Annotated in this window: 13 protein-coding genes; 7 read left to right on the top strand and 6 right to left on the bottom strand. The window is 60.9% G+C overall.

The window, feature by feature from the left end; genetic code table 11:
* Positions 1-6: 6 nt before the first annotated feature.
* The 5 genes from GIV26_RS08230 to GIV26_RS08210 all read right to left on the bottom strand — a co-directional run bounded on the left by GIV26_RS08230 (position 7) and on the right by GIV26_RS08210 (position 4,971).
* Positions 7-402 carry a DUF1090 domain-containing protein gene (locus GIV26_RS08230; protein ID WP_034129072.1) on the bottom strand — a complete coding sequence of 132 codons (396 nt, stop codon included), beginning with the start codon at positions 400-402 and terminating at the stop codon, positions 7-9.
* 37 nt (positions 403-439) lie between these two features.
* Positions 440-2,104, bottom strand: coding sequence for an NAD-dependent DNA ligase LigB (ligB, locus tag GIV26_RS08225; RefSeq protein ID WP_236280036.1), 1,665 nt, complete (start codon positions 2,102-2,104; stop codon positions 440-442).
* Positions 2,105-2,199: 95 nt separating this feature from the next.
* Entirely contained in the window at positions 2,200-2,550 is a 351-nt protein-coding gene (locus GIV26_RS08220) for a hypothetical protein (protein WP_236280034.1), read from the bottom strand.
* 212 nt (positions 2,551-2,762) lie between these two features.
* On the bottom strand, positions 2,763-3,953 hold the full coding sequence (gene metK, locus GIV26_RS08215; RefSeq protein ID WP_060548155.1) for a methionine adenosyltransferase: 1,191 nt from the start codon (positions 3,951-3,953) through the stop codon (positions 2,763-2,765).
* Between the two features lie 19 nt (positions 3,954-3,972).
* Positions 3,973-4,971, bottom strand: a complete 999-nt coding sequence (locus tag GIV26_RS08210; RefSeq protein WP_236280032.1) for an ArsR/SmtB family transcription factor — start codon at positions 4,969-4,971, stop codon at positions 3,973-3,975.
* A gap of 259 nt (positions 4,972-5,230) precedes the next feature.
* Between GIV26_RS08210 and tkt the strand changes: the two genes are divergently transcribed.
* The 6 genes from tkt to fba all read left to right on the top strand — a co-directional run bounded on the left by tkt (position 5,231) and on the right by fba (position 11,475).
* Positions 5,231-7,228 carry a transketolase gene (gene tkt, locus GIV26_RS08205; RefSeq protein ID WP_034128906.1) on the top strand — a complete coding sequence of 666 codons (1,998 nt, stop codon included), beginning with the start codon at positions 5,231-5,233 and terminating at the stop codon, positions 7,226-7,228.
* A gap of 169 nt (positions 7,229-7,397) precedes the next feature.
* Positions 7,398-8,453, top strand: coding sequence for an erythrose-4-phosphate dehydrogenase (epd, locus tag GIV26_RS08200; protein ID WP_003194958.1), 1,056 nt, complete (start codon positions 7,398-7,400; stop codon positions 8,451-8,453).
* Positions 8,454-8,470: 17 nt separating this feature from the next.
* Positions 8,471-9,634, top strand: coding sequence for a phosphoglycerate kinase (locus GIV26_RS08195; protein WP_003194956.1), 1,164 nt, complete (start codon positions 8,471-8,473; stop codon positions 9,632-9,634).
* A gap of 31 nt (positions 9,635-9,665) precedes the next feature.
* Positions 9,666-9,893 carry a hypothetical protein gene (locus GIV26_RS08190; protein ID WP_003194953.1) on the top strand — a complete coding sequence of 76 codons (228 nt, stop codon included), beginning with the start codon at positions 9,666-9,668 and terminating at the stop codon, positions 9,891-9,893.
* A 60-nt stretch (positions 9,894-9,953) separates the two neighbouring features.
* Positions 9,954-10,286, top strand: coding sequence for an MliC family protein (locus tag GIV26_RS08185; protein WP_054898180.1), 333 nt, complete (start codon positions 9,954-9,956; stop codon positions 10,284-10,286).
* A 124-nt stretch (positions 10,287-10,410) separates the two neighbouring features.
* A complete protein-coding gene (gene fba / locus GIV26_RS08180; protein ID WP_003177554.1) occupies positions 10,411-11,475 on the top strand; it encodes a class II fructose-bisphosphate aldolase in 1,065 nt (354 codons plus the stop codon).
* 312 nt (positions 11,476-11,787) lie between these two features.
* Here the strand turns inward: fba and GIV26_RS08175 are convergent, their stop codons facing one another.
* Positions 11,788-12,453 (bottom strand): polysaccharide lyase family 7 protein, encoded by a 666-nt coding sequence (locus tag GIV26_RS08175; RefSeq protein ID WP_003194947.1) that lies wholly within the window; start codon positions 12,451-12,453, stop codon positions 11,788-11,790.
* Between the two features lie 312 nt (positions 12,454-12,765).
* Here GIV26_RS08175 and GIV26_RS08170 point away from each other — a divergent pair, with 312 nt between their 5' ends.
* Positions 12,766-14,871 carry a putative bifunctional diguanylate cyclase/phosphodiesterase gene (locus tag GIV26_RS08170; RefSeq protein WP_236280030.1) on the top strand — a complete coding sequence of 702 codons (2,106 nt, stop codon included), beginning with the start codon at positions 12,766-12,768 and terminating at the stop codon, positions 14,869-14,871.
* The last annotated feature ends 12 nt before the right edge of the window (positions 14,872-14,883 follow it).

Raw genomic sequence — 14,883 nt, 5'->3', positions numbered from 1 at the left:
TCGGTTTTACTGGTCGAGTTCTTCCACTGCGTCCTGCAGCTCTTTACGCGAGTCGGCCAGTTTCTCCTTACGCTTGTTGATCTTGTCCGGGTCGCCTTTTTTCATGGCTTTGTCGAGGTCGGCCTGACGGCGGCTGACTTCGTGCTTGGCGTCGAGCACCTTGTTTTCACGTTCTTTCTTCAAGCCGGCATCGGTGCAGTGGGCGGTAACTTCGGCCAGGGCTTTTTCCAGGCCAGCCTGTTGCGCGCTGTTGCCGTGGGCCTTGGCTTGTTCGATCTGGCTGCTGATGGCCTGGCGCTTGGCGGCGCAGCCGGTGAGGGGTTGTGCGTCTTCGGCGGCCAACAGCGGCGTGGCCATGAAGCTCGCGAAGGTCAGCAAGGCAAAGGGGGCGAGAAATTTCATATAAGACTCCAGGTTCGCAATCAGGTGGCGGAGGGGATCAAAACCCATCTATCCCGGCTCCGCGTAATGTTTCAGCCAAGGCTTGTACCTGCGGGTCGCGAAAAAAAGCGCTGAGTTGCGCCGCGCGTCCCGGGCCGATGCCATCTGAGGCCAGCCAGGCTTGAGTGTCTTTGGCGACCAGCGTCTGCCAGTCTCCTTCCAGGTTGTTGCGCGCCGCCGGCGGCACGCCCAAGGCCTTGAGCCATAGTGAAAAAGGGCGTTGCCGGGCGTTTTGAATACTGTCGAGCACCCGCGCACGGGTACGCTCGCCTAAGCCCTCAATGGTAGCAAGCTCGGCCGCATCAAGTGTCAACCAATCGAGAAAGCCTGCGATTAGACCGGCCTGGATCAATACGTTCCAGGTTTCGCGCCCCATGTGGGGCAAGGCCAGGCCGTGTTTACCGCTCAGCCAGGTGAGGCGGGCGAGCAGTTGGTCTTCGCAGCCAGGGTCCAGTTGCCAGCAGCTCAAGGCGTGGAAGTCTTGAGCGTTGGGTACCTGCACGTCCACGCGTGTCTCGTTGCGCAGGATCACCTCGTCCAGTCGCGGTATGACCTGGCCCGCCAGGCTGATCGACACGTGATCGCCGGGGCGGATATCCAGGGCTTGCCAGCGTTTCAGGGAGCCGACGCTCACTCGGCTGATCTGCCGATCATCCAGCCGTACGGGCTCCAATTCGAGGATAGGTGTAATACGCCCGGTACGTCCCACCCTGAACTCGACCTTGCGCACCAGGGCCAGTGACTTGATAGCCGGGTACTTCCAGGCAACCGACCAGTAGGGCGCACTGGCTTGCCAGCGCTCGGCGGGCGCTCGCGCAGCCTGGTGCAGCACCACGCCGTCGCTGGCGAAGGGTAATGGCGCGTTGTACCAATGCGTGCGCCAATGCGCAGCTTCGCTGATGGTGCTGACGGGTTGGCTGTACTGTTGGCTATCGGTGAAGCCCCAGCGCGCCAAGGTGGCCAGGTGTTCGGTGAAATCCGTCGGGCCGTCTGGCCACGCCCAGACGAACAGGCCGATCCCGGCAGCCTCGGCATCGCTCAACCGACGACGGTTCATCAGGCCAGCCACTTTGCTGCGTGCATTGAGCCCGCCCTTGAGCGATTGCACATGGTGGTTGAGGCGCCAATAGAGTTCGCCTTGCAGCACCACATCAACGGCGTCGGGCAACTGTTGGACAATGCCGGGGATCTTGGCGGCGGAGGCTGACCAATCGTGGCCAAGCAGGCCGTCCCCCCGACTGATGAGCTGATGCAAGCGGCCCTGGCGATACACCAGTGTCACCGCAACGCCATCGACCTTGGGTTGAACCCAGACATCCCGTCGAGTGCTGAGCCAGTCACTGACGGCGGGCTCGCTCGGCAGCTTTTGCAGGCCAGTGTGTGCGACCGGGTGAGGTAAGTTACCGCGCGCACTGGCCAGCGGGTTATCAGGCTTGGGTGTCTGCTCGCGAGTGCATTCTTGCCAATGCGCCAGGCGTCTGCGGGCCTGGTCGTAGAGCTCATCGCTGATCAGGGCTTGGCCCTGTCGATGGTAGCTGTCGTCCCACTGCTGGATTTGCCTGGACAGGGTTTCCAGCTGTGAGTGAACGTCATCGGGGCAGGTTTCGGCCCAGGCCCAGGCGGGTGCGGCGCTTATGAGAACAGCCAGTAATACGTGCATCATGAGCATCCTTGCTCGAAAAGGGGGGCCAGCCTAAGTGATCCGCGCGCCCACAAAAAAGCCCCGACCGAGCGGGGCTTTTTACCGGGTGTTTCTGTTTACTTGAACAGGCCGCCCAAGGCCTTCACAGCCTCATTGTTTTCAGCCTTGGCCTGCTGCTTCTGCTGCTTGGCGTCGACTTTTGCCTGGCTGTCGGCGAGTTTGTTGCAAGCTTTGTTGACCTGCTCCAACGCAGTCTCATACGCCCGCACTTTCAGCAGATCGTTCTTGGCATTGGCCGCGTCGATCTTGGCTTGCAGGTCTTTGGGTTGCTGCTGGCAGTCGCCGGCATTGCCGCCACCGAGCTGGGCACTCAGGGCACCGCTCAAAGCGTTCAGGTCAGCGGCCTGGGCCGACAGGGTGAACAGGCTGAGCAGAAGGGCGGCAGGGGCGAGCGTGGAAATGCGCATGAAAACCTCAATGTTCGATTGCCTGCGCGCTTATCCATCCCGGGCGGGCGCAGTGCAATATCCAAATAAGGTGAAGGGCCCGAGAGGGCGCGGATTCTAGTGGGCCATCATTTGGCCTGCAAGCCTTGGATCCAAAAAAGCCCGAAGTGGTCCTGCAGGCAACAAAAAGCCCCGCCAGGCAGACCTGGCGGGGCTCTATTTACCGCGAACGATTACAGGCCGGCGGCGGTACGCAGGTCGTTGGCGCGGTCGGTTTTTTCCCAAGTGAAGGTGGTGAAGGTGTCATCACCCACAGTCTTCTGCGCAGGGGTGCGGCCGAAGTGGCCGTAGGCTGCGGTTTCCTGGTACATCGGGTGCAGCAGGTCGAGCATGGTGGTGATTGCGTAAGGGCGCAGGTCGAAGATCTCACGCACCAGCTTGACGATCTTGTCATCGCTGATCTTGCCGGTGCCGAAGGTGTTCAGCGAGATCGACGTAGGCTGGGCCACGCCAATGGCGTAGGAAACCTGGATTTCGCAGCGCTCGGCCAGGCCGGCAGCCACGATGTTCTTGGCCACATAACGACCGGCGTAAGCCGCAGAGCGGTCAACCTTGGAAGGGTCCTTGCCGGAGAATGCACCACCGCCGTGACGGGCCATGCCGCCGTAGCTGTCGACGATGATCTTGCGGCCGGTCAGGCCGCAGTCGCCCACGGGGCCACCGATGATGAACTGGCCGGTCGGGTTGATGTGGAACTGGGTGTCCTTGGTCAGCAGTTCGGCAGGCAACACATGCTTGACGATCAGCTCCATCACGCCTTCACGCAGGTCGGCGTAGGACACGTCCGGGTTGTGCTGGGTCGACAGTACGACGGCGTCGATGCCCACGACTTTGCCGCCTTCGTAGCGGCAGGTCACCTGGGACTTGGCGTCAGGGCGCAGCCATGGCAGTACGCCGGATTTACGCGCCTCGGCCTGGCGTTGTACCAGCTGGTGCGAGAAGGTGATCGGCGCGGGCATCAGTACGTCGGTTTCGTTGCTGGCGTAGCCGAACATCAGGCCCTGGTCGCCGGCGCCCTGGTCTTCAGGCTTGGCCCGGTCAACGCCCTGGTTGATGTCCGGGGACTGCTTGCCGATGATGTTCATCACACCGCAGGTTGCGCCGTCAAAGCCGACGTCGGAGCTGTTGTAGCCAATGTCGGTGATCACGTCACGCACGATCTGCTCCAGGTCGACCCAGGCAGTGGTGGTAACTTCGCCGGCGATGATCGCCACGCCCGTTTTCACCAGCGTCTCGCACGCCACACGGGCGAACTTGTCTTCAGCGATGATAGCGTCCAGCACCGCGTCAGAAATCTGGTCGGCGATTTTGTCCGGATGCCCTTCAGACACGGACTCGGAGGTGAAAAGGGAGTATTCGCTCATCTCGATGTTTTCCTGATATTTACCGATGGTGAGTGTCGCCAGCCGGTCGCTGAAAATGGCGGACCTGAATCTGGAAACCATTACGTAAACCTACATAGAGGCTTTCCCCGGGAACGAGTCCCGCAGCGGTGGCCCAACGGGCCAGATCGTCCTGTTCAAAACCCAGCCAGAGATCACCGCAGGCCTCCTTGGCCCAATTCTGGTTGTGGCTGCATAAATCCGTAACCAGCAGGCTACCGCCGGGGTGCAGCAACCCGGCCATTTGCTTGAGAGCTTCTGCCGGTGCGGCGAAATGGTGCAAGACCATGTTCAGCACCACGCAATCAGCTCGCAGGCCGGTGTCACTCAGGGCGTCGGCCAACTGTAGGCGCACATTGCCCAAGGCTTCGCGCTCACAGAGTTGGCGCGCCAGTTCAAGCATCGCCGGGCTGTTATCCAGCGCGGTGACCTGCTCGAAGCGACGCGCCAGTTCGGGCAGGAAACCGCCGTCGCCAGGGCCGACTTCCAAGGCCGTGGCCTCTTCACTGAAGCTCAGCTTGTCCAGCAGCGCCAGTACGCTTTCGCGGTACTGGGCCAAGCCGGCGATCAGATCCTGCTGGGCGCGAAACTTATCGGCCACCCGTGAGAAAAAATCCTGGCTGGCGGCGGCGCGTTGCCCGTGCACCTGGCCGATACGCGATTGCACATCGCCGGGCAGGCACAAGTTATCCACTTCTTCGAGCAGGGCAGCGTGCAATTTGCCGCCAAGCAGTTCGGTATGGGGCAGTGCACGCCGGTAGAAAATCGCATTGCCTTCGCGACGGGTGGCCACCAGGTCGGCCTGGGCCAGCACCTTCAAATGGTGGCTCATGCCGGACTGGCCGATGGCGAAGATCTGCGCCAGCTCCAGTACTCCGAAAGAATCGTTGGCCAGTGCGCGCAGTACGTTCAAGCGCAACGGATCGCCAGCGGCCTTGCACAAGGCAGCCAGTTCATCGCCGTCGTCAGGACGCAGGGAGGAGGGCACGGGTAGGTTCATAAGGCCAGCAGTCTAGTGACGGGTGTAGATCCTCGCAAGGCCAATATCAAAAAGTTTTGATATTGAACGATAAGTGGCGGTTATAAGCCGTCGCTATAACCTTTAGACGAACCGGTTAAAGGTTTCTGCAAGGGATTGATGCCCAAAGCACAGGAAAAACGCCCTCAAGTGACTATCTGTCATTGCCCGCAGGCGGTGGCTGAGGGAAAATGCCGGTCCTTTTTTCCGTTTCTTTTCAGCAAACTCCAGGAGATCAGCGATGCCCAGCCGTCGTGAGCGTGCCAACGCCATTCGTGCCCTCAGCATGGATGCCGTGCAAAAAGCCAACAGCGGCCATCCCGGTGCCCCGATGGGCATGGCGGATATCGCCGAGGTACTTTGGCGTGACTACCTGAAACACAACCCGAGCAACCCGTCGTTCGCCGACCGTGACCGCTTCGTGCTGTCCAACGGCCACGGCTCGATGCTGATTTATTCGCTGCTGCACCTGACCGGCTACGATGTCACCATCGACGACCTCAAGAGCTTCCGTCAGCTGCACAGCCGCACCCCGGGCCACCCGGAATTCGGCTACACCCCGGGCGTCGAGACCACCACCGGTCCCCTGGGCCAAGGCCTGGCCAATGCGGTTGGTTTCGCCCTGGCGGAAAAAGTCCTGGGCGCGCAGTTCAACCGCCCTGGCCACGACATCGTTGACCACCACACCTACGTATTCCTGGGTGATGGCTGCATGATGGAAGGCATCTCCCACGAAGTCGCTTCCCTGGCCGGTACCCTGGGCCTGGGCAAGCTGATTGCGTTCTACGATGACAACGGCATCTCCATCGACGGTGAAGTCGAAGGCTGGTTCACCGACGACACGCCAAAGCGTTTCGAAGCCTACAACTGGCAGGTGATCCGCAACGTCGACGGCCACGATCCGGAAGAAATCAAGATCGCCATCGACACCGCTCGCAAGAGCGCGCAGCCAACCCTGATCTGCTGCAAGACCACCATCGGTTTCGGCTCGCCGAACAAGCAAGGTAAAGAAGATTGCCACGGCGCCCCGCTGGGTGACGCGGAAATCGCCCTGACCCGCGAAGCACTGAAGTGGAACCACGGCCCGTTCGAAATCCCGGCAGACATCTACGCCGAATGGGATGCCAAGGAAAAAGGCCTGGCGGCTGAATCCGAGTGGGACCAGCGTTTCGCTGCGTACTCCGCCGAATTCCCTGAATTGGCCAACGAGCTGGTACGCCGCCTGGCCGGTGACCTGCCTGCCGACTTCTCGGAAAAGGCCTCGGCCTACATCGCTGAAGTCGCGGCCAAGGGCGAGACTATCGCCAGCCGTAAAGCCAGCCAGAACACCCTGAACGCTTTTGGCCCGTTGCTGCCTGAGTTCCTCGGCGGTTCTGCTGACCTGGCCGGTTCCAACCTGACCCTGTGGAAGGGGTGCAAAGGTGTCTCGGCCGAAGACGCCAGCGGCAACTACATGTACTACGGCGTGCGCGAGTTCGGCATGAGCGCCATCATGAACGGCGTGTCCCTGCACGGCGGCCTGGTGCCTTACGGCGCGACCTTCCTGATGTTCATGGAATACGCACGTAACGCCGTACGTATGGCGGCGCTGATGAAGAAGCGCGTGATCCACGTCTACACCCACGACTCCATCGGCCTGGGCGAAGACGGCCCGACGCACCAGCCGGTCGAGCAGCTGACCAGCCTGCGCACTACGCCGAACCTGGATTGCTGGCGCCCAGCCGACGCCGTGGAATCCGCCGTGGCCTGGAAGCACGCCATCGAGCGCAAGGATGGCCCTTCGGCGCTGATCTTCTCGCGTCAGAACCTGCAGCACCAGGTGCGTACCGACGCGCAGATCGCCGACATCAGCCGTGGCGGTTATGTGCTCAAGGACTGCATCGGCGAGCCGGAGCTGATCCTGATCTCCACCGGTTCCGAAGTGGGCCTGACCGTTCAGGCGTATGACAAGCTGACCGAGCAAGGCCGCAACGTTCGCGTTGTGTCCATGCCGTGCACCAGCGTGTTCGAAGCCCAGGACGCCGGCTACAAGCAATCGGTGTTGCCGTTGCAGGTCAGTGCGCGTATTGCCATCGAAGCAGCTCACGCCGACTACTGGTACAAGTATGTGGGCCTGGAAGGCCGCGTGATCGGCATGACCACCTACGGTGAGTCGGCGCCGGCGCCAGCGTTGTTCGAAGAGTTCGGTTTCACCCTGGAAAACATCCTGGGTCAGGCTGAAGAGTTGCTGGAAGACTAAAGCGCTAACGCGGTGGCCTACTGGTCACCGCCTCTACTGTAGGAGCGAGCTTGCTCGCGAAGATCGTTAACGATAACGCAGCGTTTCTGGTTTAACGCGGCGCTCTCAGGTTCTTCGCGAGCAAGCTCGCTCCTACAGTGGTTTGTGTCGCCCACAATGCGAGAACCCCATGCCCCAACCGCGTCCCTACAAAGTTGCACTCAACGGCTACGGCCGCATTGGTCGTTGCGTCTTGCGTGCTCTGTTCGAGCGAGGGGCGGCGGCCGGGTTTGAAATTGTCGCGATCAATGATTTGGCCGACATGGCCAGCATCGAATACCTGACACGCTTTGACTCCACCCACGGCCGCTTCCCTGGCGAAGTGCGGGTTGAAGGCGATTGTCTGCATATCAATGGCAACTGCGTGCAAGTGTTGCGCAGTGCCACCCCCGAAGGCATCGACTGGAAAGCACTGGGCGTCGACCTGGTGCTGGAATGCTCCGGTGTCTATCACACCCGTGCCGATGGCCAGCGTTTTCTCGACGCTGGCGCCCCGCGTGTGCTGTTTTCCCAGCCGATGGCCAGCGAGGCGGATGTCGACGCGACCATCGTCTACGGCATCAACCAGGATTGCCTGACCGGCGATGAGCTGCTGGTGTCCAACGCGTCGTGTACCACCAACTGCAGCGTGCCGTTGTTGCGCCTGCTGGACCAGGCGATCGGCCTGGATTACGTGTCGATCACCACGATTCACTCGGCGATGAACGACCAGCCGGTCATCGACGCCTATCACCACGAAGACCTGCGCCGCACGCGTTCGGCGTTTCAGTCAGTGATTCCGGTGTCCACCGGCCTGGCGCGCGGCATCGAGCGACTGCTGCCGGAACTTGCCGGGCGAATCCAGGCCAAAGCCGTACGGGTGCCGACGGTGAATGTGTCTTGCCTGGATATCACCATGCAAACCGTCAGTGACACTGACGCGGCCGAGGTCAACCGGATCCTACGCGACGCCGCCACCAGCGGCCCGCTCAAAGGTCTGTTGGCCTACACCGAGTTGCCCCACGCCAGTTGCGATTTCAACCATGACCCGCATTCGGCGATTGTCGATGCCAGCCAGACCCGCGTTTCCGGCCCCAGGCTGGTGAACATCCTGGCCTGGTTCGACAACGAATGGGGCTTTGCCAACCGCATGCTGGATGTTGCCGAACACTATCTGCACATCGCTTCTAAACAACCTCAACAGTAATTCAGGAACTGCGACCCATGACCGTGTTGAAGATGACCGACCTCGATCTGCAAGGTAAGCGCGTACTGATCCGCGAAGACCTCAACGTCCCCGTCAAGGACGGTGTTGTCACCAGCGATGCGCGAATCCTTGCCTCGCTGCCGACCATCAAGCTGGCCCTGGAAAAAGGCGCGGCCGTGATGGTCTGCTCCCACCTGGGTCGCCCGACCGAAGGTGAGTTCTCCGCCGAAAACAGCCTCAAGCCGGTCGCCGAGTACCTGAGCAAGGCCCTGGGCCGTGACGTGCCATTGGTCGCAGACTACCTGGGCGGCGTGGACGTGAAAGCCGGCGATATCGTGTTGTTCGAAAACGTGCGCTTCAACAAGGGCGAGAAAAAGAACAGCGACGAACTGGCCCAGCAATACGCCGCCCTGTGCGACGTGTTTGTGATGGACGCGTTCGGCACCGCCCACCGCGCCGAAGGTTCGACCCACGGCGTGGCCAAGTTCGCCAAGGTCGCCGCGGCGGGCCCGTTGCTGGCTGCCGAGCTGGATGCGCTGGGCAAGGCCCTGGGCGCTCCGGCCCAACCGATGGCGGCCATTGTTGCCGGCTCCAAGGTATCCACCAAGCTGGACGTGCTCAACAGCCTGAGCCAGATCTGCAACCAACTGATCGTCGGCGGCGGCATTGCCAATACCTTCCTGGCCGCTGCCGGCCACCCGGTGGGCAAGTCCCTGTACGAGCCAGACCTGCTCGACACCGCCCGCGCCATCGCTGCCAAGGTCAGCGTGCCGTTGCCGGTGGACGTGGTGGTTGCCAAGGAATTCGCGGAAAGCGCCGCCGCCACCGTCAAGCTTATCGCTGACGTGGCCGACGACGACATGATCCTGGACATCGGCCCGCAAACGGCAGCCAACTTCGCCGAGCTGCTCAAGGCATCCCAGACTATCCTGTGGAATGGCCCGGTGGGCGTATTCGAGTTCGACCAATTTGGCAACGGCACCAAAGTGCTGGCTAAAGCGATCGCTGAAAGCTCGGCGTTCTCCATCGCTGGCGGTGGCGATACCCTGGCGGCTATCGATAAATACGGTGTGGCTGATCAGATCTCCTACATTTCTACCGGTGGCGGCGCTTTCCTCGAGTTCGTCGAGGGCAAGGTGTTGCCAGCCGTGGAAGTGCTGGAAACCCGAGCCAAAGGTTAAGGCTCGCGTGATCAGGAAAAGGAGCGTTCCCATGATCAAGTCGTTGGCACTGGTGATCGCAGCGGGCCTGTTGGCCGGCTGCGGCAGCACACCCAGCGCGGCGCCGGAAGCGGATAACGCCAAGGCACCGTTGAGAAAAAGCTGTTACCAGGCTGACTGGCAAGCCGAGACCATGCCGGTGATCAACAAGCGCATCGGCAACGAACGGCTGGAGAAATACGACTCCGCGCCCAACGGTCAGGAACAGGGTTGCCCATGACGGGTCTGATCCACTAACCGATAGCAACGGCGACCCCAGGTCGCCCTGCGAGGATTGGCAATGAAAGGCGTTTTCGCCCTGGCAGCCCTGGCCCTGTTGGCCGGCTGCAGCAGCATGAACCTGTTCGACAAGGCAGAGCCAGCCGACAAATGGACCACCTGGACCTGCGACAGCAAGGCCGAGGTCAACTGGCGCTTTGCCAACCAGGCCCGCTCCGAAGTGGATGTACGCCTCGGCGGTTCGGACCAGGTTTACCGTCTCAAGCAAGAGGTAGCCGCTTCGGGCGTGCTGTACAGCGACGGCCAGTTGGCGTTTCACACCAAAGGTGAGGAAGGCCTGGTTTACTGGGTAGCGACGGATGATTTGATTGGGCGCGGCTGCAAAGCCAACTGAACCCAACAGCAATAACGATTCAGCAGCACAAGGCTCAACCCCTTGATCTGCAATAACTTGAATAGCAGCCGCCGCTACGGCAGGCTTGCACGATTAACGACCCTCGACCGGGAGAGACAACACAATGGCACTTATCAGCATGCGTCAAATGCTGGACCACGCAGCCGAGTTCGGCTACGGCGTCCCAGCCTTTAACGTCAACAACCTTGAGCAGATGCGCGCCATCATGGAAGCCGCTGACAAGACCGACTCCCCAGTGATCGTCCAGGCTTCGGCCGGTGCGCGCAAATACGCTGGCGCCCCGTTCCTGCGTCACCTGATCCTCGCCGCCATCGAAGAATTCCCGCACATCCCGGTGTGCATGCACCAGGACCACGGCACCAGCCCTGACGTGTGCCAGCGCTCGATCCAACTGGGCTTCAGCTCGGTGATGATGGACGGCTCTCTCGGCGAAGACGGCAAGACTCCAACCGACTACGAGTACAACGTACGCGTCACCCAACAAACCGTGGCCATGGCGCACGCCTGCGGCGTTTCGGTTGAAGGCGAGCTGGGCTGCCTGGGTTCGCTTGAAACTGGCATGGCCGGCGAAGAAGACGGCATCGGCGCCGAAGGCGTGCTGGACCATAGCCAGATGCTGACCGACCCGGAAGAAGCCGCCGATTTCGTCAAGAAGACCCAGGTCGACGCCCTGGCCATCGCCATCGGCACCAGCCACGGCGCCTACAAGTTCACCAAGCCACCTACTGGCGACGTGCTGGCCATCGACCGCATCAAGGAAATCCACAAGCGCATCCCCAACACCCACCTGGTGATGCACGGTTCTTCCTCGGTACCGCAAGAGTGGCTGGCGATCATCAACCAGTACGGCGGCGACATCAAAGAAACCTACGGCGTACCGGTTGAAGAAATTGTCGAAGGCATCAAGTACGGCGTGCGCAAGGTCAACATCGACACCGACCTGCGCCTGGCATCCACCGGTGCGATGCGTCGCCTGATGGCGACCAACCCGAGCGAGTTCGACCCACGTAAATTCTTCGGCGCCACTGTGACGGCGATGCGTGATGTGTGTATTGCGCGTTATGAAGCCTTTGGTACTGCGGGTAATGCTTCGAAGATCAAGCCGATCTCGTTGGAAGCGATGTACCAGCGGTATTTGAAAGGTGAGTTGAACGCTAAGGTGAACTAAGCCTCAAGTGTTAATAAAAGCCCGCAGCGATGCGGGCTTTTTTATGGACACCATTTAATCAACTTGCAGATGAAGCGCCGAAACCACGGCGTTCTTTGGCTTGTCGCAACGGTGCTGTAGCACCCACACCGGACCTTGAGCCGACGCACGGTCAATGTGGGAGCTGGGCTTGCCCGCGATGGCAGTGTGTCAGGCGCCGAGGATATTGGCTGATACGCCGCCATCGCGGGCAAGCCCGGCTCCCACAGGGTGCAACGGTGTGTTTAAGACGTTGGGTTTATCGGGGAAAAATCCTGTGTCTCACGGGACGATTCACTCGTGATCAATATCCAATTTCGCAAACGTCACCCGCGCACCCTCATTGGTGTCGCCCGTATTGTCCTGCACATACACCCCCGCCTTGAAGTACAGCGGCTTGTCACCCCATGCCGCGCCAATCCGTTCATTCCACTCACTGTCAGCGGCATACACGCTCAGCAGCCCGGCTTTGTTGAGGTTGATCACGTAGGTGAAGCTCTTCTGCAGTGGCACATTGGAGGCGACGATGATCACCTGGCTTTCGGCCTCGTCCGGGCGCATGCGCACTTTGGCGACGATGTTGCCGGTCTGGGTTTTCTCCTTGAATTGGTACTCCAGCTTGATCAGCGGTTTCTGGCTGTCGTAGGCATGGATCTGGCCGATCACGATCTTGCCGGAGGAGGGCACCTGGTTGACGGTGAGGGTGGCGCGCAGGAAGTTGTCGGCCTCGGGGTAGGTCCAGTTACGCAGGCGGCCGTCGGCGTAGGTTTCGCGCAGTTCGCTGCGTGGGTAGATGGCGTTTTCGGTGCGCGAGCCCGTCACAGGTGTCCAGAACTGCACGTCGCTGCCTTCGGCCTGGAAGTATTGATCGTTGAAGCCGCTCAGCAGCCTCGGCGTTTCAATGGTCGTGGGTGGGGAGCCGACCGGAATGCTCAGGTTCCAGGTGGAAAGGTCGATCATGGTGTTGGCCTTTTTACAGAGGGTGTAGGCATTGGCCCAAAGGGCCTTCCAGGTTCTTTATAGGCCGTGCTGGTGAGATTGTTAAACAATTGCTGGCAATTTATTGGCGTCAGCTAAATGTCAAAAAGCCATGTCGCCCGTGAACCGCGGGCTACAGGGCCTTACCGTTAGTCGGCTTCCTGGCCTTTGGCACAATGAGGGCACCCACGTCACTTCTGCTTTTTTGGCCGCGCGGCTAGAGTGAGCCCTCAGTGTTTATCCGGCCTTGGTAGCAAAAGTGACCGGTGCAGCTCCCTAAGGAAGAGACGTAGCATGGATGGCGCTCCACAACACGACGATGCAATTTCGGTTCTGTTGGTGGTCGATGACTACCCGGAAAACCTCGTCAGCATGCGTGCGCTGTTGCAGCGTGACGACTGGCGGGTGATAACCGCCGCGTCTGGCCTGGAAGCCTTGGAGTTACTGCTGGCCCACGAGGTCGACCTGGTGCTGCTGGACGTGCGCATGCCGGGCATGGACGGTTTCGAGGTGGCGCGCCTGATGCGTGGCAGCCAGCGTACGCGCATGACGCCGATTATCTTTCTGACGGCCACCGCCCATTCGCCCGACGCGGTGCTGGAAGGCTACGCCAGTGGGGCGATCGACTACCTGTTCAAGCCCTTTGACCCGCACATCCTCAAGCCCAAGGTGCAGGCGTTGCTCGAGCACCAGCGCAATCGCCGTGCCTTGCAGCGCCTGAGCCATGACCTGGAATTGGCCCGAGCTTTTAATGCCTCGGTGCTGGATAACGCCGCCGAGGGCATTCTGGTGGTGAGCGAAAACAGTGTGATCGAGTACGCCAACCCGGCCATTTCCCGGCTGTTGAATGCAACGATGGCTGAGTTGCAGGGCGAAAGTTTCCTCAGTTTCCTGCAAAAGCCCCATGTGCCAGCCTGGTTGGGCTTTCCCATGTACGAGGCGTATCGCCGGGGCGAGACGTGGCGCCAACACGATGCCATTTTGCGCACCGGTCGGGGCCAGCAAGTGCCGGTAGCGTTGTCCTGCGCGCCTTTGCCTGCGGAGCAGAAGGCAATGGTGGTGACGGTGCTAGACATGTCTGAAGTGCGTCACCTGCATCAGCAACTGGAATTCCAGGCCGTGACCGACCCGCTGACCGGGCTGCTGAACCGGCGCGGTTTCCATCAGGCGATGGAGAATACGTTGCTGCGCAGCGAACGTAGCGAGCAGGCGCTGGTATTGCTGTACCTGGACCTGGATGGCTTCAAGCGGGTCAACGATACGTTGGGCCATGACGCCGGGGATCGCGTGCTGCGGTGGGTTTCGGAGCAGATGCAAGCATGCCTGCGTTCCTACGACATTCTCGGGCGCATGGGTGGGGATGAATTCACCGCGTTGCTGGAGCTGGAGTTTCCCGAGCAGGCCGCGAAGATCGCGGAAAAGCTCATCGAGCGGGTATCGGTGTGCCAGCAGGTCGATGGTCTGGAGGTGATGCTTGGGGTCAGTATTGGCATCGCGACGTTCCCGGATTGCGGCTCGGACTTGAGCGGCCTGCTACGGGCCGCGGACATTGCCATGTACGAAGCCAAGCGCGCCGGCCGTCAGCAGTATCGTTACTACGACCAGGAAATGAACGGCCGCGCCCGCTCGCGGTTGATGCTGGAAGACAGTGTACGTACCGCCATCGCCAACAAGGATTTCACCTTGGTGTACCAGCCTCAGGTCTCTCTGGAAGACGGGCGTTTGCGCGGCGTCGAAGCGCTGTTGCGCTGGCAGCATCCCAGCGTCGGCGATGTGCCGCCGGGCCTGTTCTTGCCACTGCTGGAAGAGGCGCGGTTGATCAACCAGTTGAGTGCCTGGATCTACCAGCAAGTCGCCGCCCAGCGCCAGGCCTGGCAAGCCACCTTCGACCCCGAACTGGTGTTGAGCGTGAGCCTGAGCAGCAGCCAGTTCAACATGCCCAACCTGGCCAACCAACTGCAGCAGATGCTGGAGCGACATGGGTTACAGGCGCGACAACTGGAGGTGGAAATCGGCGAAGACTGCTTGATGAGCAATCTCGCCGAGTCCACCAAGCAACTCCAGTTACTGCGCCGGATAGGGGTGCGGATTGCCCTGGACGATTTTGGCTGCGGCCAGTGCTCCCTGGCCCATTTGCGCGACTTGGCGTTCGACACCCTCAAGCTTGACCCTCAACTGGTGGCGCGCCTGCCTGGCTCGGTGCGGGATGGGGCGATGGCGCGCAGCATCATCCAACTGTGTGAGCATTTTGGTGTGCTGGTGATCGCCGAAGGCGTGGAGACCCTTGAGCAAACCCAGTGGCTCAAGGCCAATGGCTGCGCCCATATCCAGGGGCCGTGGGCTGCGCTGCCGTTGATGGCCGAGGACGTTGCCGGCTGGTCGTACCCTCGCGCGCTTTGAATTCGCTACACT

The sequence above is a fragment of the Pseudomonas sp. PA-1-3F genome, assembly GCF_021609665.1.
GTDB classification, from domain to species: domain Bacteria; phylum Pseudomonadota; class Gammaproteobacteria; order Pseudomonadales; family Pseudomonadaceae; genus Aquipseudomonas; species Aquipseudomonas paracarnis.
Note: the sequence above shows the minus strand (reverse complement) of the source record. Positions and strands in the feature narration are given on the sequence as shown.